We start from the raw sequence: 23802 nt of genomic DNA on the forward strand, positions 1-23802 counted from the left end.
GTCAGTTCAGGTAAGGGGACCAGGAAGGTTCTCTGACTTCGCCTTGAGCGGTAGGAAGCGGGAGCCTTACGCGTCCATTAATGGACACGAGCATCAAGACTCCCCGGCCCTGCTGGCGGGTGGCGTAGATTACCATGGTGCCGTTAGGCGCAACAGTAGGCGACTCATCAAGGTTGCTGTCTGTGAGGATTTTTACGCTACCGCGCTGCAAATCCTGAGCTGCCACCTTGAAGTTAGTGAAGCCATCTTGACGATGGATCATCACCAGAGTCTTTTCATCCGCCGATAACTTAGGGTTGGCATTGTAGTTACCGATGAAAGTAACGCGCTCTGCCCCTCCGCCATTAATATTGGTTTTATAGATTTGTGGCTTGCCGCCGCGGTCAGACGTGAAATAAAGCGTGGAGCCGTCTTTACCGAAGAACGGTTCTGTATCAATGGAAGAATCGTTGGTCACTCGCGACAATTGACGCGACGCCAGATTCATCACATAGATTTCCGGGTTGCCATCTTTCGACAAGACCATGGCCAGCTTAGTGCCATCCGGGGACCACGCAGGGGCGCCGTTCAGGCCTTCGAAGTTGGTGATCTGCTCGCGACGACCGGTGTCGATGTGCTGAACGAAGATCCGTGGGCGCTTCTGTTCGAACGACACATAGGCAATACGCTTGCCGTCGGGCGCAAAGCGAGGCGACAGGATCGGCTCACGTGACTGCAACAGCGTGACAGCACGGGCGCCATCATAATCCGAACGCTGCAGGGTGTAGCGCGTGTTGTCAGTCGAAAAACGTTCCGCAGTCACGTACAGCATGCGGGTCGAAAACGCACCCTTGATGCCGGTCAGCTTCTCGAATGACTGGTCGGCAATGTAGTGCGACATGTCACGCAATTGGTCTGTGGTGCCCGAAACGTTGCCGGTCAGGACCTGCTGCTCGGTGGCCACATTGAACAGCGCGTATTGGACCTGCAAGCGACCGCCCGAAGGAACAATGCTGCCGACCATGACGTACTGGGCACCCAGCGCCTTCCAGTCACGGAAGATGACTTCGCTGGCCTGGCTTGGCTGGCTGATCATGTTTTCCTTTGGAATCGGCGAGTAGTAGCCCGAGTTCTGAAGGTCGTTACCAATGATCTTGGCCATGTCTTCCGGCAGCACACTGCCGCCCTGCAAGCCGAACGGCACCACCGCGATTGGCGTGGCGCGGTCACTGCCGCTTGTTACCAGAATGTTCTTTTCGTCGGCAGCGGCGAAACCCGCTGCGCAACACAGAACGACAAGCATTCCTCGAAGAAGGTTAATCACAAGGCTAGGTCCTCAGGTGTGAATGTCATCTTGAATGAACGGTAAGGTGCGAAGTCCGAAGGCTTCATTCCCTGCATCTCTGTCAAACGACCAATGTTCTTGACCGCCGCTACTGCTGAACTGTCGAAAGGACCATCGCCGCTGGACTTGCTCACGTTGACCGAAGTCACGGTGCCGTCCGGCAACATGTTGATCTGCAAGACGACCGTCATGCCCTTGCGCGCGGAAGGGGGACGTGCCCAACCTTCAGCCGCCCGAGAGCGAATCAAATCATCGAAGCTGCCAGCCACTTCGTCGCCACGCTCATCGGCCAGCGCCTGTTGGCGTTCCGGCTTGTCGGAAAGCAGGTCGGCCAGTGCTTGCGCCTTCTTGTCTTCCGCTGATTTGCGAGCCGCGTCCTGGGCTTTCTTCTTCGCGTCTTCCGCAGCCTTCTTCTTGGCGTCCTCAGCCGCTTTTTTCTTCGCGTCTTCGGCAGCCTTTTTCTTGGCGTCGTCTGCAGCCTGCTTCTTCGCGTCCTCGGCAGCCTGTTTCTTGGCTTCCTCGGCGGCCGCGCGCTTAGCGTCTTCTTCGGCTTTCTTCTTCGCGTCGTCTTCGGCTTTCTTCTTGGCTATATCAGCCAATTGCTTCTCTTCAGCGGTTTTCTTCGCGTCATCCGCTTTTTTGGCTTCGGCCTTCTTAGCGTCGTCCGCAGCTTTCTTGGCGTCATCGGCTTTCTTGGCGTCGTCAGCTTTTTTCGCTTCTTCGGCCTTTTGTTCTTCGGCTTTTTGAGCGGCATCGGCTTTCTTTTGTTCCGCCGCCTTCACCGCCTCTTGCTCAACTTTTTTCTGCTCCATCTGCTCGACTTCGGTTTGTCGCGCAGCGGACTTCTTCGCCTCACCGGCAAGCTTCTGGTTGGTCTGGGTGGTTGCCTGACTTTTTGATTTCAACTGATAGAGCGTGGCCTGAACAATCGGCCTGGCTTCAGGAAGCTCGGGCGTCATTGCGAAGCTGACGAACAACAAACCAAAAATCAGGACGTGCAGTCCTACCGCCCAGACGGACGGCCAGAAGTAGCTTTCCGAGGCGGACGGCTCTCGAATCGGCTGCATCAGGGGGCCTCGGTAATCAAACCAACGTTCCCGACCCCGGCCTTCTGCAACCCGCCCATCGTGCCCATGACAGCGCCGTAGTCGACCGTCTTGTCGCCACGGATGAACACTTGGGTCTGCTTGCCCGCGTCACGACCGGCTGCAATGATTTTGGTCACGGCGCTGGTCAGTTGGGGCAAGGTCATTGCCTTGTCCATTTGCTTGTCGGTGTCGACTTCGCTGCCAAGGTTCCAGTAATAGGTCTTGTCAGCCTTGATCGAGATCGTCAGAACCTGATTGTTGTTGTCCTGCGGCAAAGCCTCGCTGGAGACCTTGGGCAGATCAACTTTCACGCCCTGGTTGATCATCGGAGCCGTCACCATGAAGATAACCAGCAGCACCAGCATCACGTCGATGTACGGCACCACGTTCATTTCGGCGACCGGCTTGCGCTTGTTGCGTCGGCCGCGAGCGATTAAAGCCATTGGGAAATACCTGCTTATTCTTCGCTGGTGTGCACTTTACGGTGCAGGATCGCCTGGAACTCGTCGGCGAATGTGTAGTAACGACCGATCAGGTTCTCGCCACGAGCGGCGAAACGGTTGTAAGCGATGACCGCAGGAATCGCGGCGAACAGGCCGATGGCAGTGGCGATCAGCGCTTCGGCGATACCCGGTGCAACCGTGGCCAGAGTGGCTTGTTGCGCAGTGGCGAGGCCGCGGAAGGAGTTCATGATGCCCCAGACGGTACCGAACAGACCGATGTACGGGCTGGTGGAACCCACGGTTGCCAGGAAGGGCAGGCTCTGCTCGAGTTTCTCTTCTTCACGGGAGATCGCGACGCGCATGGCACGTGCAACACCTTCCATGACGGCATCCGGATCGACGCCAGCCTGCTGACGCAGACGGGAGAATTCCTTGAAGCCCGCGCGGAAGATCTGCTCTACGCCGGAGTCCGGGTCCGGATTGCTGCCGGCCTGACGGTAGAGCTTGGACAGATCGATACCTGACCAGAAGCGCTCCTCGAAGCTGTCCAATGCGCGACGACCGGCGCGCAGCATGGCGCTGCGCTGAAAAATCATGATCCACGAGGTGACCGAGGCGGCCACCAGGATCAGCATCACCAACTGTACAACCACGCTGGCATTGCTGACCAAACTCCACATGGAGGAATGGTCGACGACGTTAGCTTCCACGCTGTATCTCCTGCTCTGAATGTGTACCCGCGCCGCCCTGCCCGGCAAAGGCCGTGCGCAGAGCTTCGGGAATGGCCCGGGGTTTCAAACTGTCGGCGCGCACACACGCCACCAAAAACTGCCCTTCGCAGAGCAGTACATCATCCGCAGCCCGCCTGACCTGTTGCTGAAAGCGCAGGCTGGCGCGGTTCAATTCGATTACTTCGGCGCTGATCAGCAGTTCGTCGTCCAGCCGCGCGGGCTTGTGGTATCGAGCCTCGCTTGAATGCACGACGAACAACAGGTTCTCGACACCCGCCATTGCGGATTGGGCAAAGCCCAGTTCCCGCAGTCGCTCGGTTCGAGCCCGCTCCATGAATTTCAGGTAATTGACGTAGTAAACGATGCCGCCGGCATCGGTGTCCTCGTAATAAACGCGACAACGATGTGCGAACGACTGAGCCCCGTTTTGCGCGCGCATACTCTAGTGCTTACTCCCCAGGTTGCCAATCCGGCCAGGCAACTGTTTTTCATCGTTTTTACTGCCCGCGTCACATCACTTAGCGGTGACTGCCCTTCAGACCCTCAATCACCCGAATAAATCGGTCAATTGTGCATTTATTCGTCAGGGTCTTCGACGGGTTCATCCATCACTGCCCGGTCGCCCATCCGCGAGGGAATGTTCAGACCGAAGTGCAGGTACGCATGCCGCGTGACCATGCGGCCGCGAGGTGTGCGCATCATATAGCCTTGCTGAATCAAATAGGGCTCCAGCACGTCTTCAATTGTGTGTCGTTCTTCGCTGATCGCCGCCGCAAGGTTGTCCACCCCGACCGGCCCGCCATCGAACTTCTCGATCATCGTCAGCAGCAAGCGCCGGTCCTGATGATCGAAACCGCGTTCGTCGACGTCCAGCAGGTTCAGCGCGAGGTCCGCAATCGCCTTGGTGATCTCGCCCTTGGCGCGCACCTCGGCGAAATCCCGCACCCGACGCAGCAGCCGGTTGGCGATCCGTGGCGTGCCCCGTGCACGGCGGGCAATCTCGAATGCGCCTTCGTCCTCAATGTACAGCCCGAGAATTTTCGCCGAGCGCGACACGATTGTGGCCAGATCCGCGGTGCTATAGAACTCAAGACGCTGCACGATACCGAAGCGGTCACGCAGCGGATTGGTCAGCATGCCCGCACGGGTGGTCGCCCCCACCAGCGTGAACGGCGGCAGGTCGAGCTTGATGGAGCGTGCCGCAGGGCCCTCACCGATCATAATGTCTAGCTGGAAATCTTCCATTGCCGGGTACAGCACTTCCTCGACAATGGGAGACAGACGGTGGATTTCGTCGATGAACAGCACGTCGTGCGGCTCAAGATTGGTGAGAATCGCCGCAAGATCACCCGGCCGTTCGAGCACGGGCCCCGACGTGCTCTTGATCGAAACGCCCATTTCCTGCGCGATGATATGCGCCAGCGTGGTTTTACCCAGGCCCGGCGGACCGAAGATCAGCGTGTGGTCCAGCGCTTCACTGCGCCCGCGCGCCGCCTGGATGAACAGCTCCATCTGCTCACGCACGGTAGGCTGACCAATGTAGTCGGCCAGGCTCAGCGGCCGGATGGCACGGTCCAGTTGCTCGTCACGGTCACGCCCGGTGGCGGCGATCAGACGGTCGGCATCTATCACTTACAGCATCCCCTTCAATGCGCGGCGAATGAGGTCTTCGCTGCTGAGATTCTTGTCCTTGATCGCGGTCACTGCCTTGCTCGCTTCCTGGGGTTTGTAGCCCAGGGAAATCAAGGCGCTGACTGCATCCGACTCCGCCGTCGCCACTGCCATCGGCGCGCCTGGTCCGTCCGATACCAGGGCGAAGGTGCCCGGCAGCGAATCCCACGCCTTGAAGCGATCTTTCAGTTCAACCAACAGACGCTCGGCGGTCTTCTTGCCAACGCCCGGGACGCGGGTCAGCGCGGAGGTGTCCTGCGCCTGGACACAGCGCACCAACTCATCCACTTCCAGCGTCGACATGAGGGCCAGCGCCAGCTTTGGTCCGACCCCGTTCAGACGAATCAGCTCGCGGAACATCTCGCGGTCACGCTTCTCGTAGAACCCGAACAACAGGTGCGCGTCCTCGCGGACCACCAGATGGATGTGCAGCGTCACGGTTTCGCCCAGATGAGGCAGGCGATAAAGCGTGGTCATGGGCACTTCGACTTCATAACCCACGCCGTTGACATCCAGTACCAGATGCGGCGGCTGCTTCTCGACCAACGTACCGCGTAGACGTCCAATCACGAATCAAATCCTTTCCAGATGCCCGTCGCTGCGACGGGCCGTGCTAACGCAAATAATGCCATCAGAGCCGCAGACGACCGCCACGACTGCGCGCGGTGTTCAGGCCGTGAGGGATGAGGCTGGATCGGGTATGCGCGTGACACATGGCAATTGCCAGTGCATCCGAAGCATCCACCTGAGGCTTGGTGGTCAGCTTGAGCAGATGCATCACCATCATCATCACCTGATCCTTGTTGGCACCGCCTGTTCCGGCGACGGCCTGCTTGACCTGGGTCGCAGTGTACTCGGCGATCTCCAGCCCCTCTTCGGCGCCCGCAACAATAGCGGCACCGCGGGCCTGACCCAGCTTCAAGGCCGAGTCGGGGTTACGCGCCATAAACACCTTTTCGATGCCCATGGTCACCGGGCCGTACGTCTGAATGACCTCGCGCACGCCGCGGTACACAATCTGCAGCCGTTCATGAAGCAAGCCTGTGCCCGTACGAATGCAACCCGAGGCCACGTACTCGCAGCCACGCCCGGTATCACGCACCACGCCAAACCCGGTAATTCGTGAACCGGGGTCGATACCTAAAATAAGAGTCATAACGCCTGCAGCTTGAGAGGTAACGCGAACAATTGGACGCAGCATAAAGGCAGAAGCCGGAGGCCGATAGCGTTGATCATCAACGCTTCGTGCGCTCCGGCCTCAAGTCCGAGCGGGCGAAGGATCAGCCAAGCTGCTCCAGCACCTCGTCCGGGATTTCTGCATTGGAATAGACGTTCTGCACATCGTCCAGGTCTTCCAGCATATCGATCAGCTTGAGGACCTTCTCCGCCATGTCCAGATCGAGCACCGCACTGGTGGTCGGCTGCATCACGATTTCCGCATCGGCGGGCGTGAAACCAGCGGCTTCCAGCGCATTGCGCACAGCGTAGAAACTGGAGAACGAGGTGAACACGTCAATGGAGCCGTCTTCGTGGGTCACCACGTCGTCAGCGTCCGCTTCCATGGCAGCTTCAATCAGCGCGTCTTCATCAACGCCCGGTGCAAAGGATATCTGCCCCTTGCGCTCGAACAGATAGGACACTGAACCGTCAGTCCCCAGGTTGCCACCGCATTTGCTGAACGCATGGCGTACGGCAGCCGCAGTCCGGTTACGGTTATCGGTCATGGTTTCGACCATGACCGCGACGCCACCGGGGCCGTAACCTTCGTAGCCCAGTTCGACCATGTCATCGGCATCGGCCGCACCGGCGCCACGAGCGATGGCGCGGTCGATGATATCGCGGCTCATGTTCGCGCCGAGGGCCTTGTCCTGCGCCAGACGCAGACGCGGGTTCGACGCCGGATCACCACCGCCCTGACGGGCAGCGACGGTCAGCTCGCGGATCCACTTGGTGAAGATCTTGCCTTTCTTGGCATCCTGACGCTCTTTGCGGTGCTTGATGTTCGCCCACTTGGAATGACCAGCCATAACACGCTCCAAACCTTGAAACACGCACGCCCGCGCTTGATCGCTCACACGCAGACGCTTCACTCGAATCTGTGCCCGGAATGGGCGGGGATCAGGGCGGACCGAATGGTCGGTCCGCCGAGCCCTTGTCTACACGGCTTACTCGGCCTTCGGCGTCTCGCGCAGGCGGATGTGCAGCTCACGCAATGCCTTGGCATCAACCACGCCCGGCGCCTGGGTCATCACGTCCGCAGCGCTCTGGGTTTTCGGGAAGGCAATGACTTCACGAATGGACTGAGCGCCGGTCATCAGCATGACCAGACGATCCAGACCGAACGCCAGACCACCGTGGGGCGGCGCGCCGTACTTCAGCGCATCGAGCAGGAAGCCGAACTTCTCTTGCTGTTCGTCTTCGGAAATACCCAACAGACGGAACACGGCCTGCTGCATTTCCTTGCGGTGGATACGGATCGAACCGCCGCCCAGCTCAGTGCCGTTCAACACCATGTCGTAGGCGCGGGACAGCGCCGTCGCAGGGTTGGCTTCGAGCTCTTCAGGGGAGCATTTCGGCGCGGTGAAAGGGTGGTGCAGCGCGGAGAAGCTGCCGTCGTCGTTCTCTTCGAACATCGGGAAGTCAACGACCCACATCGGTGCCCACTCACAGGTGAGCAGGTTCAGGTCGTGGCCCAGCTTGATGCGCAAAGCGCCCAGTGCTTCGCTGACGATTTTGAACTTGTCAGCGCCGAAGAACACGATGTCGCCGTCCACTGCACCCACGCGATCAAGGATCACGTTGAGGTTGGCTTCCGGGATGTTCTTGACGATCGGGGACTGCAGGCCTTCGACGCCCTTGGCGCGCTCGTTGACCTTGATGTAGGCCAGACCTTTGGCGCCGTAGATGCCAACGAACTTGGTGTACTCGTCGATCTTGCTGCGCGGCATGCTTGCGCCGCCGGGAACGCGCAGCGCCGTGACACGGCACTTCGGATCGTTCGCAGGGCCGCTGAACACCTTGAAGTCCACAGCCTGAAGCTGATCGGCAACGTCAACCAGCTCCAGCGGGTTGCGCAGGTCCGGCTTGTCGGAGCCGTAGCGGCGCATGGCCTCTTCGAAGGTCATGTGCGGGAAGTCGTCGAACTCCACATCCAGCACTTCCTTGAAGAGCTTGCGGATCATGGTCTCGGTGATGCCCATGATGTCCTCTTCGTTGAGGAAGCTGGTCTCGATGTCGATCTGAGTGAACTCAGGCTGACGATCGGCACGCAGGTCTTCGTCGCGGAAGCACTTGGCGATCTGGTAGTAACGGTCGAAACCGGCAACCATCAGCAGTTGTTTGAACAGCTGAGGCGATTGCGGCAGGGCGAAGAAGCTGCCCGCATGGGTGCGGCTTGGAACCAGATAGTCACGGGCGCCTTCGGGCGTGGCGCGGGTGAGGATCGGCGTCTCGACATCCAGGAAGCCGTTGCCGTCCAGGAAGCCACGGATGCTCGAGGTAATACGCGAGCGAAGACGCAGCTTTTCAGCCATCTCCGGACGACGCAGGTCGATGAAGCGATAACGCAGGCGGGTTTCTTCGCCGACGTCGGAGTATTCATTGAGCGGGAACGGCGGGGTTTCCGACTCGTTGAGCACTTCGAGCTCGTAGCCCAGCACTTCGATTGCGCCCGACGCCATGTTCGGGTTGACGGCGCCGGCAGGACGCGCGCGCACTTTACCGGTCAACTTGACCACGTATTCACTGCGAACACGGTCGGCGATGGCGAAGGTGTCAGCACGATCCGGATCGAAAACCACTTGGGCCAGACCTTCACGATCGCGAATGTCGAGGAAAATCACCCCCCCGTGGTCGCGACGGCGATGGACCCATCCGCAAAGGGTAATTTCCTGACCTTCCAGGCTCTCGTTCAGTTGGCCGCAATAATGGCTGCGCATCATGATCGTGTGTTCACTTCTCGTAATTCGGAATTCGATGGAGCTTTCGCCCGTCGCCGGTGCAAGGGTGCGCAAGCTTTGGCATGCAGTCCGACCTGACGGTCAGTTCCTGCCTTCCACAGTAAGGCGGGGGATTATATAGGGATAATCATCGCTGTGCAGCCGCGCAGCCCGATACCGGGCAAGAAGATGTCGGCGCGGCGCGTGGATGGCGCGGTGCCGCCAGCGAATGCAGGCCCGCCGCAACGGGCCCGCTGAAATCAGGTCATGTCGGGGACGGCGTCAACCGCAAGCCCTCGGCACTCAATACGTGCGCTACGCACACGACGCGGATCAGACCGCTGAAGTTCTTGACGCCGCCGTAACGCAGGTGAACCTCGCGATCGACGTAGGACAGCACGGCATTGATGGAGCAATCGTTGAATCGGGCCATTTCGGACAGAATATTCCAGTACACCTCCTCAAGTCGCAGGCACGTGGCCAGCCCATTGAGCCTCACCGATCTGGCGTGCGGCTGGGCGAGGCTCATGTTGAAATTTTCGATAAAAGGGTCGCCCCGGGCGTTCAGACACTGGGTCGGCTCCCATCCCTCTCGGGCAGTATTCAGGTTCATGCAGGTCCCCCTTGTTGCGATTACGGATTTGGCATCGGCACCTTCGCAATCAGTTGAAAAGAGGTGTCTATCAAGCCGTATTCCAAAAGGCGCAACCAGCAGAAGGAGCACTCTGAACCTGTAGGAGATCGCCACGCTGCAGGGGTGATTTTCGAGAGGCGGCAAACGGCCCAGACCCTATCTCCCTCGGGGTGTTAGATATGTATTTTTTGCCGATTTATTTCGTCCCGTTCAGCCGACGACTGCAGTCAGCCCGACTCGACAAACTCGGCGAATGCGTTTTACAGATGAGCGCGATGAGCGGAGGGATTTGACACAGAGGATGAATCAGGAGGGGACAGTCGTGCGAGGCGGGTAGCAGCAGTGCGGAGCGGGCACTCGTTACGTTGCCCGCGCCTGTGTTTCGTTGATCAGTTGTCGCTTACTGCGTGTCTGATTACTGGGTTTCCAGCATCGAGCGCAGCATCCAGGCCGTTTTCTCATGCACTTGCATGCGCTGGGTCAGCAAGTCCGCCGTTGGCTCGTCGCTCACTTTGTCCAGCAACGGGAAGATGCCCCGTGCCGTACGGGTGACCGCTTCCTGCCCCTGAACCAGCGAACGAATCATGTCCTCGGCCGCAGGTACGCCCTCTTCTTCCTTGATCGACGACAAACGTGCATAGGTCGAATAGGTACCCGGGGCCGGGAATCCCAGTGCGCGGATACGTTCAGCGATCTGATCCACCGCCAGCGCCAGTTCGTTGTATTGCTCTTCAAACATCAGGTGCAGCGTACGGAAAGCCGGCCCAGTCACGTTCCAGTGAAAGTTATGGGTTTTCAGATACAACACGTAGGTGTCTGCCAGCAGGCGGGAAAGGCCGTCCACGATGGACTTGCGGTCTTCTTCGCTGATGCCGATATCGATTGCCATGTTCAGCCCTCTTCTATGATGGTTTTTTTCAAACGACTGCCGACCACTCTATCAAGACCATTGACCCTGCGCAGCCATCTGTCGGGATTAGTTCGGCCACCACGACCGCGGTCAGACCCGCTTCATTTAATAGCAACGATCGGCGTGACGGTTTGTTTATGGCGGCCGCTCTGGAACGAGCTTTTGATCGCAATCAAAAAAAACCGGCATACGGCGGCAATCATCCGCCTGCACGGGCGCTAAGCGCTTGATTTGAGTAGCTCTCGGCTTTGCTGTTAAATACAGACGCGCTGCCACCAAAGTGCCGTCCGGCGGCAGTGCATAGGCAGGACCGACACTCGTGCATCACGCCTCCCTTTTTTCCCGAAGCGTACCGAAGGTCACCCGCTATTTCCTTGTGATCCATCTTAATGTGAGTCATCGAAATGTTGAAAATAGTCCACCTGCTAACGGGCGCAGCTGCCCTGCTGCTGTCTTTCATCCCCAGCCTGCGTAGTGAAGCGCTGTCTTCTTACCTGTCCCAACCGGATGCGCTGTACCTGGCGCTATTTGGCCTCATCAACCTGGTGCTCGCGCCAGTGATTCCCTACTGGAATAAAGGTCCACGTCATCAACTGCAAAACCTGGTCAGCGGCTTGCTCGTCCTGGCCGTCGTGCTTCAAATCCTCACGCTGGTCGTTCCACTTGAAACCATCGCCGGCCAACCGGCCGTTCTGGTCAGTCTGCTCGCTGTCGTGATTGCCGTGGCATTGCACCTGGCTGTCAGCTTTTATCGCTCCTCTCCCGCGCCCGCCGCGCAGTCCCAGGACTTGGGCAACCGCGATACCGGCACGGTAAAGTGGTTCAACACCTCCAAAGGCTTCGGATTCATTTCCCGTGATTCGGGCGATGATATCTTCGTGCACTTTCGCGCTATCCGCGGTGAAGGTCACCGCGTTCTGGTCGAAGGCCAGCGTGTCGAGTTTTCGGTGATGAACCGCGACAAAGGCCTGCAAGCGGAAGACGTCATCGCTGCGCTCCCGCGCCGTTAACGTCGCCGCATAAAAAAACCGCGCTCACAGGCGCGGTTTTTTTTGGCTGAAATTCCTGCCCTTAGCGCCCTTTCCCTTAATAGTGAGGGGGACGCGAGTCTTCAGCAAAGCCGTCGCCCTGCCCGCCCATTTCCTCCTGACGCTTGATCAGGGCGGCGATCTGTAATTCCAGACGATCAAGGCTGCGCTGCTGGGCAACCAATACGTCGTTGAGGGCCTGAATCGTATCGTCCTGAAAAGCCAGTCGACTTTCCAGCTCCATGACCCGAGATTCGAGCTCCATGGTCAGTCCTCCTTAAAGGTGAATGCTTCGGTCAATTCCGACTTCAGTAGCGTGGTAATCCGGGCCACCTCCTCCGCCGAGTAAGGCTTGGCGGGGTGCTTGCCCCACACCGGCGCAGGCCAGGCCGCGTCGCCGACCCGGCGAACGATGACGTGCATATGCAGCTGATTGACCACATTTCCCAAGGCTGCAACGTTCATTTTGTCGGCCTTGAAAGTACGATCAAGTACGGCCGAGAGGTAGGTGGTTTCCCTCCACAACTGGGCCTGCTCCGTCTCTAAAAGCTGAAACACTTCACTGATGTCCGGACGCTTTGGCACCAGGATGAACCATGGGTAATTGGAATCATTGGACAGCAGCAGCGTGCACAGCGGGAAATCGCCAATCGGCAGTGTGTCTTGCAGCAAGCGCGGATCCAGAACAAACACGTTGATACTCCTGATCGCCGATTAGATTTATCGAGCCAAGTCACCGGCCCGATGGAGGTCGTGGGAGACGGAAGGATACTCGTGAATTCCGCGTGATTCATCTGGCAGTGCAGTTCAAGGCATTTTGCGGATTTGGTGTTGATCGGCGAGCAGTACGCGCCCGCCTCGCACCAGAAGCGCGCATAAAAAACCGCCGCGCACGCTCATGAAGCAGATCAAGGCCCGACTGCGTTGCTGCAAATCAAGCACCGGATTTCGGGAAAACCCTTTGAACTCGGGCCTCACGTTCAATTTTAGACGCTGACCCTAGCTGCATAACGCCAGATACCAGGCCGACTCCGATCCGAGAGAACCAAACGCAGGCAACTTCGCCGGACGACGCACCAAAAAGACTCAGATGAGGCGCGAATATGTGACAGCTATCCGCGATTTACCCACTTCGGAGAGGTAACAGGTAACGCCAGTGACATTTGCCCGCGTTATCCTCAAGGCAACTGATGTTACAAAGCAGGCTATCTAAAATATTTTTATCGTTTTAATTCAGTGGGTTAAGGGCAACATCGAATGTTTCCTCACCGCTTTCGACAAATTTTTCATGTTCGTCGAAATTTTGTGCACGGTTGTTGCTTTGTCACACACTAGCTTGAAGACGAGCGCGTCGAAAGACAGGCCGAACCCGAAAGGACTCAGCGTCGTTTGACAAGGTAGCTGAAGCGGCTGGATTCGATGAGTGATGAATGAATTCAGCGTCCACAGTGACCCGGTAGCGCACGGTTGAATAAACAGGAGCTGTTCAGTAGCGACATGGACAAAGCTGGCGGCGACAAGGCCGTAAAGAAACTGAAAGGATAGGTTTGTCACTATCGCCAATAATGTCAGCGTGTTGTAGATTTCGCCGACACCAAAAAGAAAGAAGCCGGCCAGATAAAAAAACAGGTGGACGGCAGTACTCTTCTTAAAAACCAAAGGAGCAAAGTCACGATGAGAGTGATGAAGTGGAGCGCAATCGCACTGGCAGTTACTGCAGCCAGCACCCAATTGGCATCGGCTGCGGCATTCGTAAGCGATCAGTCCGAAGCAACTGGTTTTGTAGAGGGGAGCACGCTGGAACTCAAAGCTCGTAACTACTACTTCAACCGCGACAAAAAAGATGGCGCCGTAGACGACAAGGACTGGACCCAAGGTTTCTGGGCGAACTACAGCTCCGGTTACACCCAAGGCATGATCGGTGTTGGTATTGACGCATTCGGTTACGCCGGCTTCAAGCTCGATGGCTCCGACAAATACTCTGGTTCAGGCAACCTGGTCACCGACAGCCAGGGCCGAAACGAAGACAGCTTCGGCAAGGCCGGTGGCGCTGTTAAATTCCGCGTCTCCAAGACCGAACTGAAGATCGGCGACATGCAGCCGCAGAACCCGGTCTTCGCAGTCGGCGGCTCCCGCCTGCTGCCGCAAACAGCAACTGGCGTGACCTTGCAGAGCAGCGAGATCAAAGGTCTTGACGTAGAAGCCGGTCGCTTCACTTCGGGCACCAGCCAGGACGATATGACCCACAACGGCGATATCTGGGCCACCTACGCTGGCGTGACCTCCAAGTCCGCTACTTATGGCGGGGGCAAGTACTCGATCACTGACAACCTGGGCGTTGGTTTCTACTACAACAAACTGGAAGACGTGTGGAACCAGTCCTACGGCAACGTGAACTACGCACTGCCGTTGACCGACGACCAGGCGCTGGCGTTCGACTTCAACTACTACAACACCCAGGACACCGGCAGCAAGAAAGCAGGCGACATTAGCAACAACACTTTCTCCCTGTCTGCAGCCTACTCGTTCCTGGCCGCTCATACCCTGACCCTGGCATTCCAGAAAGTTAACGGTGATACACCGTTCGACTACATCGGTATCGGCGACAACAACCGCGGTGGCGACTCGATCTTCCTGGCGAACTCGATTCAATACTCCGACTTCAACGGCCCGGGTGAAAAATCCTGGCAAGCCCGCTACGACCTGAACATGGCCACTTACGGTGTTCCAGGCTTGAGCTTCATGGCTCGCTACGTGACAGGTACTGACATCGACGGGACTCACACTCCGTCGAACAGCACCTACACCGGTCTGTACGGTGAGGATGGCAAACACCACGAGACCAACGTTGAGGCCAAGTACGTTGTTCAGACCGGCCCAGCCAAAGACCTGTCGTTCCGCATCCGTCAAGCATTCCACCGTGCCAACACTGACCAGGGCGAAGGCGATATCAACGAGTTCCGTCTGATCGTCGACTACCCGATTTCGGTCCTGTAATCGCACTGTCTGACACTCGTTATCGAAAAGCCCGGCCTTCGCGCCGGGCTTTTTCATGGGCGCACGGTTGACAATCCCTCCCCTTGCGGCGCCCGTCCGGCCTGTACTCAGCGATACCACCACCGTACAATGCCGGGTCATTTCCCAGTCACCGCAACCGACAACGGCCGACCATGCGTACCAGTCAATATTTGCTCGCCACACAGAAAGAAACGCCATCCGATGCGGTCGTGATCAGCCATCAGCTGATGCTTCGTGCCGGCATGATTCGCAAACTTGCCTCCGGTCTCTACACCTGGCTCCCCATGGGCCTGCGGGTATTGCGCAAGGTCGAAGCGGTGGTTCGTGAAGAAATGAACGCAGCGGGCGCGCTGGAAGTATTGATGCCGGGCATTCAACCGGCAGAGCTTTGGCAGGAATCGGGCCGCTGGGAACAGTACGGCCCTGAGCTGTTGCGCCTGAAAGACCGTCATGATCGCGAATTCTGCGCGGGCCCGACCCACGAAGAAGTCATCACCGATCTGGCCCGCAACGAGCTCAACAGCTATAAACAGCTGCCGATCAACATGTACCAGATCCAGACCAAATTCCGTGACGAAATCCGCCCGCGCTTCGGTTTGATGCGCGGCCGCGAATTCATCATGAAGGACGCCTATTCCTTCCATGCGACCCAGGATTCCCTTCAGGAAACCTACGACCGTATGCATCAGGCGTACTGCAACGTGTTTACCCGCCTGGGCCTGAACTTCCGCCCTGTGGTGGCTGACAACGGCTCCATTGGTGGTGCGGGCTCCCATGAGTTCCACGTACTGGCGGAGTCCGGCGAAGACGACATCGTATTCAGCGACACCTCCGACTACGCCGCCAACATCGAAAAAGCCGAAGCCATTCCGCGCGAGGCCAGCCGCCCTGCCCCGACTGAAGAACTGCGCCTTGTCGACACCCCCGACGCCAAGACCATCGCGGCCCTGGTCGAGCAGTTCAATCTGCCGATCGAAAAGACCGTCAAGACCCTCGTTGTGCATGCTGCCGAGGAAGGCAAGCTGATTGCGCTGATCATCCGTGGCGATCACGAGCTCAACGAAATCAAGGCGTCCAATCTGGAGCAAGTCGCCAGCCCGCTGGTCATGGCCTCCGAAGCCGAACTGCGTGACGCCATCGGCGCCGGCGCGGGCTCCCTCGGCCCGCTGAATCTGCCGCTGCCGTGCATCATCGACCGCTCGGTGGAGCTGATGAGCGACTTCGGCATTGGCGCGAACATTGATGACAAGCACTACTTCGGCGTCAACTGGGAACGGGACCTGCCGGTTCCCGCCGTGGCTGACCTGCGTAACGTCGTCGCCGGCGACCCAAGCCCTGACGGTCAGGGCAATGTGATCATCAAGCGCGGCATCGAAGTCGGGCACATCTTCCAGCTGGGCACCCAGTACAGCGACGCGATGAAGTGCCAGGTGCTGGGCGAGAACGGCAAGCCGGTCACCCTGACCATGGGTTGCTACGGCATTGGTGTGTCCCGCGTTGTGGCGGCTGCGATCGAGCAGAACAACGACGCAAACGGCATCATCTGGAGCGACGCGCTCGCGCCTTTCCAGATCGCCCTCGTGCCGCTGCGCTACGAAACCGATGCAGTCAAAGAGGCAACCGACAAGCTGTACGCCGAACTGACGGCGGCGGGCTTCGAAGTGTTGCTGGATGACCGCGACAAGAAGACCAGCCCGGGGATCAAGTTTGCCGACATGGAACTGATCGGCATTCCGCATCGCATCGTGGTCAGTGACCGTGGTCTTGCTGAGGGCAACCTCGAATACAAGAGCCGCACCGAAGCCGAACCGCAGGCCCTGCCTGTTGCCGATGTGTTGTCTTTCATCAAGGACCGGATCAAGCGCTGACCGGATGGCGCGCCTGCGATTGTGCAGGCGCGCTTTCATCCGCCACGCCTCTGCGATGCGCCTTACCTGCACCTAGAGATCTCATGTTCAAGCGAAATACCTCACGTCTCGCGGGCACTGTGTTGTGCACCAGCCTGGCTCTCGGCGGCTGTGCCAATCATCTGTCCCAGCGCAGCGAGCATGAAGAACGTGTCGAGCGCAAATTGCTCGACCACAGTTTTCAGGTCGACCTTGGCGAGCCCAAGACGCTGGAATTGCCCCAGCGCCGGATACGCATCCACGAGCTGAAAACCTTCGACATCACTGAATTCGAAGTCACCCGCCACTACGACCGGTACACGCCGTATCAGCCTTGGCGGGAAGTCTATGAAATCCCCCTGGGCGCCGTGGCCATCGTCGCGGGCGTCGGCGCCAACGTGGTCAACGTGCTGACGTTCGGCAGCCTGCCGGACAGTGTCACCAAGGACTGGCTCACTTACGGGGTCGCGGGCGTCAACCCGTTCATGAATGCGCCCTCCCATGGACGCGCTCAACAGAACCTGGCCGGTATCGACGAGGTGCAGCGCGATCATCGCGTCGAGCATTCGAGCCTGCCGTGGAGTGAAGCGCCGGTTGAAGTCACTGCGGGCAAAGAGGCCCACGAGCTGAATACGGACCGTAACGGCGTGCTGCGGGTGAATCTGCTGGACAGCCCGTTCGCCGAGCAGAACCTGAGTTATGTCACCCAGCTGAACATCAAGGTTCAGGATGACCAGAGCAACGTCCAGGCAACTGCCACACTGCCGCTGAGCAAATCACTGCGCGGCAAGCTGATTGAAGCCCATGACCTGATTTACGACGATCTGGAAGACGACGAAGTCAGCCAGTGGGTGCATCGCGTCAAGCGTCTGTCCGAGCTGGGCCTGGAAGAAGAAGCCAGTGAGCTGGAACAGTCATTGATCGAACTGACCCGCAACGATCCGCAGTTGCAGCACGAATTCCTTCGGTCACTGGCAAAAGACGCCGGTCGACTGGTCGCAGTGCCGCCGGGCAGCGAATAACCTGGCCTGAACCAGCCTCAGCTGAACAACTCCAGCTGTTCATGGGCAGCACGAAGGTCATGCAGACGCACGCCGATTCCCAGCAATCGCACAGGCTTGCCACCGCGTGCGAACGCCTGGGTCAGCAGTTGCTCGTAACTGCTCAAGTCCCGCCCTGCCCCCGCCTGTTCCAGCGTCGTTTGGGTGAAGTCGTGAAACTTGACCTTCACGAACGGCTTGCCGGGGCGGTAGAGGCTGTCGATCCGACCGATGCGGTCGTTCAACGTTTCCAGCAACGCCGGCAGCATCAGCAAACAACTGGCGAGGTCCGGCAGATCGGTGTCGTAGGTGTTTTCGACGCTGACCGACTGCCGCCGATTGTCGTTCTGCACGGGACGCTCATCCACACCATGGGCCAGATTCCACAGCCGCTCGCCGAACGAGCCGAATTCCCGCACCAGCGACAACTTGCTCCAGCCGCGTAGATCGGTGCAGGTGATGATGCCGAGGCGGCCAAGCTTGTCGGCGGTGACTTTGCCGACACCGTGCAATTTGGACACTGGCAACTGGGCGACGAAGTCTTCAATCTGATCAGGCGTGATCACGAACAGCCCGTTGGGCTTTTTCCAGTCACTGGCGATCTTGGCCAGAAACTTGTTCGGGGCAACGCCGGCGGAAACCGTGATGTGCAGCTGATTGGAGACCCGCCGCCGAATGTCCTGGGCGATGCGCGTCGCGCTGCCCGCAAAGTGCTCGCATTCCGTGACATCCAGATAAGCCTCATCCAGCGACAGCGGCTCGATCAGGTCGGTGTAGTCGCGGAAGATCGTCTGGATCTCTTTCGATGCTTCTTTATAGGCGTCCATCCTCGGTTTGACGATGGTGAGGTCCGGGCACAGTGTCAGCGCATGACGGGATGACATCGCGGAGCGAATGCCGTAGGCCCGGGCCTCATAGTTGCAGGTGGCGATCACACCCCGCCGTTCTGCCGACCCACCCACTGCAAGGGGCTTGCCGGCCAGGCGCGGGTCATCGCGCATCTCAATCGCGGCGTAGAAGCAATCACAGTCGATATGGATGATTTTGCGCTGCGGCATCACATGGGGTCGTAGGAAAACGGTCGTGCAGTATCTCATTCACGCGACTTTCTGACACTTAATAAGCCTCGCTCCCTACGGAATGTACGCACCACCCAACCTGCCTAAACCCCTCAAAACCGAGGCGCGCCACCGATATCCGTCCCACCCGCCACGCTAACCGCTTGAAGAAAAAGCATTTTTTTCTGCCGATTGCTTGACACCCCGGCGATCCTCTGTAGAATGTCGCCACACAGACGCGGGATGGAGCAGTCTGGTAGCTCGTCGGGCTCATAACCCGAAGGTCGTCGGTTCAAATCCGGCTCCCGCAACCAAACATCAAAAAAGGCTACTCGAAAGAGTGGCCTTTTTTGTGGCCGCTGTTTGAGCAAGCCCGCCCTCATCGTTACCCCCCCTCACCTCTTCATATGAATTAAACCGGGTCCATGGATGACGGCGACCTGCCCTTAGGCGCGGATTGCGATAAAAGCCTTGTCCAACCGCCACTTAGGCGACCCAACGCTCCCGATACGGTTATTTTGTCGATGCTTGGCATTAAAGGTTGACACTTTGTCGTTCGACTGTAGAATGCCGCCACACAGACGCGGGATGGAGCAGTCTGGTAGCTCGTCGGGCTCATAACCCGAAGGTCGTCGGTTCAAATCCGGCTCCCGCAACCAACATCTAAAAAGGCTACTCGAAAGAGTGGCCTTTTTTTTGCCTCGCTGAAAGCTCACGAACAGCGGGTCGGAATCCTTGTCACATCCCATTACCGGGGTGCGTTCATCCGAGAGGTCTTGTTACTGTATGTTGCCGGGGCAATAGTTTTAATCGCCCCTGCCGATACGCTGGCCAGCGACTGAACCTAGACTGAACGGTCACTGATACGTACCCGTGGTATTCGCCCGTTAGACGTTGAAGCGCTAACATCCTGAATTATTTTTTGCGTAGGGATTGGTAACTTGGCTGTATACCTCCATCCTGTCGCGCACGATCCAAGGAGTGATTGATGCGCGCCAACCCGTCCGACACAAATGAAGCAGTGACGGAGCATCCTCCGGCTCCCCCGAAACGATTGCGCCCACGCGAACTGGTGAGCAAGTACCGTCAACCCATCGGGTTGGGCGTCACCATCCTTTTGTTCGCCGTCGCCCTGATCGCCTGCCGGCACATGCTGACAGAGCTGGACATCTACGCCCTGCAGGATTCGCTGCTCAGCGTGCCGCTGCCTTCTCTGGCGGGCGCGGTGCTGGCGACGGCGATCGGCTTTGTGATTCTGCTGGGCTACGAGTGGTCCGCGAGTCGCTACGCCAATGTCGATCTGCCACCGAAGTCGCTGATCATGGGCGGGTTTTGCGCGTTCGCCATCGGCAACGCCGTAGGCCTGTCAATGTTGTCCGGCGGCTCGGTTCGTTACCGTCTTTATTCGCGACTGGGAGTGGGTGCGGGCGAAGTTGCCCACATGACCCTGTTCGCCAGCCTGTCACTGGGTTGCGCACTTCCCCCGCTGGCGGCCCTGGCGACCTTGAGCGACCTGCCCGCCGCTTCGCTGGCGCTGCATGTGTCGGTGCCGGTGCTGGCCACCGTGGCGGTGGCGGTGTTGGCCATCAGCGCAATCCTGGGTTATGCCATTTATCGCCGATGTCTGCCGGAACAGACGATCCCGCATAACTTGCTGGTGCGCGCCGGCCGCCGAACGCTGCGTTTGCCTGGCGTGCGCCTGACGCTGATGCAGCTGGTGATCACCGCGCTGGACGTTGCAGCCGCTGCGGCCGTCCTTTATCTGTTGCTGCCCTCCGCCCCACCCTTCGGCGCTTTCCTGCTGGTTTACCTGCTGGCCTTGGCCGCCGGCGTTCTCAGCCACGTGCCCGGCGGGGTCGGCGTCTTTGAAGCCATTCTGCTCGCCGCATTTGCCGACGAACTGGGCGCTGCACCGTTGGCTGCCGCGCTGCTGCTGTACCGCCTGATTTACGTGGTGATGCCACTGCTGATCGCGTGTCTGGTGCTGCTCTACAGTGAGGCCAAGCGACTGCTTTTCGCGCAACAGGCCATGCGTGTTGCATCAGGCCTTGGCGCCCCGATTCTGGCGTTGCTGGTGTTCCTCTCCGGCGTGGTACTGCTGTTTTCCGGCTCCACGCCCGAGATTGATACCCGTCTGGAGAGTCTCGGGTTCCTCATTCCCCATCGACTGATCGACGCTTCTCACTTCGGCGCCAGCCTGATTGGCGTGCTCTGCCTGCTGCTTGCCCAGGGCCTGCGTCGTCGCCTCTCCGCGGCATGGATGCTGACCACGATTCTGCTGTTTGTGGGCTCCATCCTGTCGATTCTCAAAGGTTTCGACTGGGAAGAAGCGAGCCTGCTGCTCCTGACCGCGTGCCTGTTGGCGATCTTCCGGCGCTCGTTCTACCGCCCGAGTCGCTTGCTGGAACTGCCGTTCTCGCCGCTGTATCTGGTCGCCAGTGTTTGCGTACTGGGGGCTTCGGTCTGGCTGCTGCTGTTCGCCTACCAGGACGTGCCCTACAGCCATCAGTTGTGGTGGCAATTCACCCTGGACGCCGACGCCCCTCGCGGGCTGCGTTCGGCACTGGGCAGCGCGGTGTTGCTGTTGATCGTCTCGCTGACCTGGTTGCTGCGCACCGCTCGCCCTGTGATCAACCTGCCTGACGAGGCGCAACTGGCCAAAGCGGCAGAGATCATCAAAGCGTCCAGCCAGCCCGATGGTGGTCTGGTCCTCACCGGCGACAAAGCGGTGCTGATGCACCCGGACGGCAACGCCTTTCTGATGTACGCCCATCGTGGCCGCAGCCTGGTTGCCTTGTACGACCCGATTGGCCCGACCCAGCAACGGGCCGAGCTGATCTGGCAGTTCCGCGATCTGTGCGACGTTCACCATGCCCGCCCTGTGTTCTATCAGGTGCGCGCCGAGAACCTGCCGTTCTACATGGACATCGGCCTGACTGCTATCAAGCTGGGCGAAGAAGCCCGGGTGGATCTGCACAAGTTCGATATCGAAGCCAAGGGCAAGGAAATGAAGGACCTGCGCTACACCTGGAACCGGGGTGGGCGCGACGGTCTGTCGCTGGAAATCTATGAAGTGGGTCAAGCGCCCATGGATGAGCTCAAAGTGATTTCCGATGCGTGGCTAATGGGCAAGAACGTGCGCGAGAAAGGCTTCTCGCTGGGCCGCTTCAGCCTGGAGTACCTCAAGCATTTCCGTATCGCCATCGTCCATTTCCAGGGCAAGCCGGTCGCGTTCTCCAATCTGCTGGAGACCTCGCGCAATGATCTGGCGAGCCTGGACCTGATGCGCTCGCACCCGGAAGCGCCAAAGCTGACCATGGAATTCATGATGGTCGGGCTGATCCTGCATTACAAAAAAGAAGGTTACGCCCGCTTCAGCCTCGGCATGGTGCCGTTGTCCGGGCTGCAACCGCGGCGTGGCGCACCTCTGACCCAGCGTCTGGGTTCGATGGTGTTCAGCCGTGGCGAACAGCTCTACAACTTCCAGGGGCTGCGCCGTTTCAAAGACAAATTCCAGCCTGACTGGGAACCTCGTTATATGGCCGTGCCCGCAGGACTTGATCCGCTGGTGGCACTGGCAGATACCGCCGCCCTGATCGCGGGCGGCCTGACTGGATTGGTGAAACGCTGATGATTCAACGCTACTGGCGCTTTTTGCTCGCAGCCCTGGTAATTCTGGTGGTGGCATTGGGTTTCTGGCTGTGGAACCGCCCCGCCGCGCAACCGACCCTTGAACACATCACCCTGGACGACGGCTCTGCGCTGATCCGTGTAGTGCCCTCGACCAAGGTGAAAACCCAAGTCGCCCTGGCCGTCACCGCCGAAGAATCACTGACCGAGAAGCAACTGCTCGCCCTGAGCTACGACGCTTCCGCTCGTGTGATCCAAGTGACACTGCCGAAGGATGACTGTCAGCTTCAGGCCAAGACCTTCAATGCTGCGCTGCAGAAGCTCGACGGTGCCCCTGATCTGGTCGCCGGTGTCGGGCCTGGTGCTTCGGTGGCCTGGCGCTGGCTGGCCGGTCAGAACAACGACAACGCCCGGGCCATCTCGGTCGGCTTCGTGCGCGATCAGCCGGGCTGCACCGATCCTGTGCCGAAAGCCGCCGCCCACGGCAAGTGGACGGTCGCCTGGAACGATGGGCCTGACGACGAAAGCGCCACGCTGGTCCGTGACGCACCCAACACCGAAACCAGCATCAGCGATTACGACATCAAATACCCGCAGGTGCTGAACAACGAAGTGCGCCGTCGCCTGATTGGTGGTGATGACAACGGCGGCCTGAACATTCCTGTGGTTGAGGTGCCGTCTTCACAGCCCTCCGACACGGTGACGCTGTTTCTGTCCGGCGACGGCGGCTGGCGCGACCTGGACAAGGACGTGGCAGGCGACATGGCGAAAATGGGCGGCTACCCGGTCGTCGGCATCGACACGCTGCGTTATTACTGGGAGCACAAATCGCCTGAACAGACCGCCGCTGATCTCAGCGAGCTGATGGCCCACTACCGGCAGAAATGGGGTGCCAAGCACTTCGTCCTTGCCGGCTACTCCTTCGGCGCCGATGTGCTGCCCGCGATCTACAACCGCTTGCCGGAAGAAGACAAGGCGCGGGTCGACGGGATCATCCTGCTCGCCTTCGCCCGCACCGGCAGCTTCGAGATCGCTGTTGAAGGGTGGTTGGGCGCTGCCGGTAAAGAAGCCGCGACAGGGCCTGAAATGGCCAAGCTGCCCGGCGACAAGGTGTTGTGCGTCTACGGCATCGAAGAGAAGGACGAAAGCGGCTGCACCGAAGCCACTGCGCCCGGCGAGAAGATGCAGCTGCCCGGTGGCCATCACTTTGACGAAGACTACCCTGCCCTGGCCAAGCGCTTGAGTGCGGTGATCGACAAGTGGAAGGGCAAAGAGCCCGCCGCCGAGTAATCCAGCACCCATAAAAAATCCCCGCGCTCTTGCGAGTGCGGGGATTTTTTTGTTTTTGGGGCCTGCTCAAGCCGGTTAGCATCTGGGATACGTTTCATCCCCGGGGGATCGAC

21 protein-coding genes, 2 tRNA genes and 1 pseudogene are annotated in these 23802 nt (G+C 59.0%); 9 read left to right on the forward strand and 15 right to left on the reverse strand.

Annotated elements, in window-relative coordinates:
• Position 1: 1 nt before the first annotated feature.
• The 12 genes from tolB to IFT99_RS10415 all read right to left on the reverse strand — a co-directional run bounded on the left by tolB (position 2) and on the right by IFT99_RS10415 (position 10718).
• Positions 2-1282: a Tol-Pal system beta propeller repeat protein TolB gene (gene tolB / locus IFT99_RS10360; protein WP_175514218.1), complete on the reverse strand. Its 1281-nt coding sequence runs from the start codon at positions 1280-1282 to the stop codon at positions 2-4.
• Between the two features lie 17 nt (positions 1283-1299).
• Positions 1300-2391, reverse strand: a complete 1092-nt coding sequence (gene tolA, locus IFT99_RS10365; protein WP_065989723.1) for a cell envelope integrity protein TolA — start codon at positions 2389-2391, stop codon at positions 1300-1302.
• A complete protein-coding gene (gene tolR, locus IFT99_RS10370; RefSeq protein ID WP_037014073.1) occupies positions 2391-2855 on the reverse strand; it encodes a protein TolR in 465 nt (154 codons plus the stop codon). The genes tolA and tolR overlap by 1 nt, the downstream gene beginning before the upstream one ends.
• 14 nt (positions 2856-2869) lie before the next feature.
• Positions 2870-3565, reverse strand: coding sequence for a protein TolQ (gene tolQ / locus IFT99_RS10375; protein WP_037014076.1), 696 nt, complete (start codon positions 3563-3565; stop codon positions 2870-2872).
• A complete protein-coding gene (gene ybgC / locus IFT99_RS10380; RefSeq protein ID WP_093463495.1) occupies positions 3555-4025 on the reverse strand; it encodes a tol-pal system-associated acyl-CoA thioesterase in 471 nt (156 codons plus the stop codon). Before ybgC ends, tolQ begins: the two co-directional genes overlap by 11 nt.
• 137 nt (positions 4026-4162) lie before the next feature.
• Positions 4163-5218, reverse strand: coding sequence for a Holliday junction branch migration DNA helicase RuvB (gene ruvB, locus IFT99_RS10385; RefSeq protein WP_065989736.1), 1056 nt, complete (start codon positions 5216-5218; stop codon positions 4163-4165).
• The gene (gene ruvA, locus IFT99_RS10390; protein ID WP_065989737.1) at positions 5219-5827 is read right to left on the reverse strand and encodes a Holliday junction branch migration protein RuvA; all 609 of its coding nucleotides are present in this window, start codon (positions 5825-5827) and stop codon (positions 5219-5221) included.
• A 61-nt stretch (positions 5828-5888) separates the two neighbouring features.
• Entirely contained in the window at positions 5889-6413 is a 525-nt protein-coding gene (gene ruvC, locus IFT99_RS10395; RefSeq protein ID WP_065989739.1) for a crossover junction endodeoxyribonuclease RuvC, read from the reverse strand.
• Positions 6414-6537: 124 nt separating this feature from the next.
• Positions 6538-7284 carry a YebC/PmpR family DNA-binding transcriptional regulator gene (locus IFT99_RS10400; RefSeq protein WP_065989740.1) on the reverse strand — a complete coding sequence of 249 codons (747 nt, stop codon included), beginning with the start codon at positions 7282-7284 and terminating at the stop codon, positions 6538-6540.
• Positions 7285-7422: 138 nt separating this feature from the next.
• The gene (aspS, locus tag IFT99_RS10405) at positions 7423-9198 is read right to left on the reverse strand and encodes an aspartate--tRNA ligase (RefSeq protein WP_065989742.1); all 1776 of its coding nucleotides are present in this window, start codon (positions 9196-9198) and stop codon (positions 7423-7425) included.
• A gap of 262 nt (positions 9199-9460) precedes the next feature.
• Positions 9461-9808, reverse strand: coding sequence for a ribbon-helix-helix domain-containing protein (locus IFT99_RS10410; protein ID WP_065989744.1), 348 nt, complete (start codon positions 9806-9808; stop codon positions 9461-9463).
• A gap of 436 nt (positions 9809-10244) precedes the next feature.
• Positions 10245-10718: a Dps family protein gene (locus IFT99_RS10415; RefSeq protein ID WP_037014103.1), complete on the reverse strand. Its 474-nt coding sequence runs from the start codon at positions 10716-10718 to the stop codon at positions 10245-10247.
• A 425-nt stretch (positions 10719-11143) separates the two neighbouring features.
• Here IFT99_RS10415 and IFT99_RS26765 point away from each other — a divergent pair.
• Positions 11144-11467, forward strand: a pseudogene (locus tag IFT99_RS26765) (cold shock domain-containing protein membrane protein); the annotation flags it as partial.
• Positions 11468-11527: 60 nt separating this feature from the next.
• Positions 11528-11749 carry a cold shock domain-containing protein gene (locus IFT99_RS26770; protein WP_004667445.1) on the forward strand — a complete coding sequence of 74 codons (222 nt, stop codon included), beginning with the start codon at positions 11528-11530 and terminating at the stop codon, positions 11747-11749.
• 76 nt (positions 11750-11825) lie between these two features.
• Here the strand turns inward: IFT99_RS26770 and IFT99_RS10425 are convergent, their stop codons facing one another.
• Positions 11826-12032 (reverse strand): SlyX family protein, encoded by a 207-nt coding sequence (locus IFT99_RS10425; RefSeq protein WP_065989748.1) that lies wholly within the window; start codon positions 12030-12032, stop codon positions 11826-11828.
• 2 nt (positions 12033-12034) lie between these two features.
• Positions 12035-12460, reverse strand: a complete 426-nt coding sequence (locus tag IFT99_RS10430; RefSeq protein ID WP_192132115.1) for an HIT domain-containing protein — start codon at positions 12458-12460, stop codon at positions 12035-12037.
• Positions 12461-13441: 981 nt separating this feature from the next.
• On the opposite strand from IFT99_RS10430, the gene IFT99_RS10435 reads away from it, so the two are divergent.
• From IFT99_RS10435 to IFT99_RS10445, 3 genes are all read left to right on the forward strand, one after another.
• Positions 13442-14764, forward strand: coding sequence for an OprD family porin (locus IFT99_RS10435; RefSeq protein ID WP_192132117.1), 1323 nt, complete (start codon positions 13442-13444; stop codon positions 14762-14764).
• A 173-nt stretch (positions 14765-14937) separates the two neighbouring features.
• Complete coding sequence (locus IFT99_RS10440; protein ID WP_192132119.1) at positions 14938-16653, forward strand: proline--tRNA ligase; 1716 nt, start codon at positions 14938-14940, stop codon at positions 16651-16653.
• Between the two features lie 83 nt (positions 16654-16736).
• Positions 16737-17693, forward strand: a complete 957-nt coding sequence (locus IFT99_RS10445; RefSeq protein WP_192132121.1) for a hypothetical protein — start codon at positions 16737-16739, stop codon at positions 17691-17693.
• A 17-nt stretch (positions 17694-17710) separates the two neighbouring features.
• Here IFT99_RS10445 and dinB read toward each other — a convergent pair whose 3' ends face one another.
• Positions 17711-18769, reverse strand: coding sequence for a DNA polymerase IV (gene dinB / locus IFT99_RS10450; protein ID WP_192132123.1), 1059 nt, complete (start codon positions 18767-18769; stop codon positions 17711-17713).
• Positions 18770-19006: 237 nt separating this feature from the next.
• Here dinB and IFT99_RS10455 point away from each other — a divergent pair.
• The 4 genes from IFT99_RS10455 (at position 19007) to IFT99_RS10470 (ending at position 23689) form a co-directional block, all read left to right on the forward strand.
• Positions 19007-19083: transfer RNA gene (locus IFT99_RS10455), tRNA-Met, on the forward strand.
• Positions 19084-19351: 268 nt separating this feature from the next.
• Positions 19352-19428 (forward strand) — tRNA-Met (locus IFT99_RS10460).
• A gap of 329 nt (positions 19429-19757) precedes the next feature.
• A complete protein-coding gene (mprF, locus tag IFT99_RS10465) occupies positions 19758-22400 on the forward strand; it encodes a bifunctional lysylphosphatidylglycerol flippase/synthetase MprF (protein WP_192132125.1) in 2643 nt (880 codons plus the stop codon).
• Complete coding sequence (locus IFT99_RS10470; protein ID WP_192132128.1) at positions 22400-23689, forward strand: virulence factor family protein; 1290 nt, start codon at positions 22400-22402, stop codon at positions 23687-23689. The genes mprF and IFT99_RS10470 overlap by 1 nt, the downstream gene beginning before the upstream one ends.
• Positions 23690-23802 lie beyond the last annotated feature (113 nt).

The sequence above is a fragment of the Pseudomonas sp. CFBP 8772 genome, assembly GCF_014841665.1.
Classification (GTDB): domain Bacteria; phylum Pseudomonadota; class Gammaproteobacteria; order Pseudomonadales; family Pseudomonadaceae; genus Aquipseudomonas; species Aquipseudomonas graminis_B.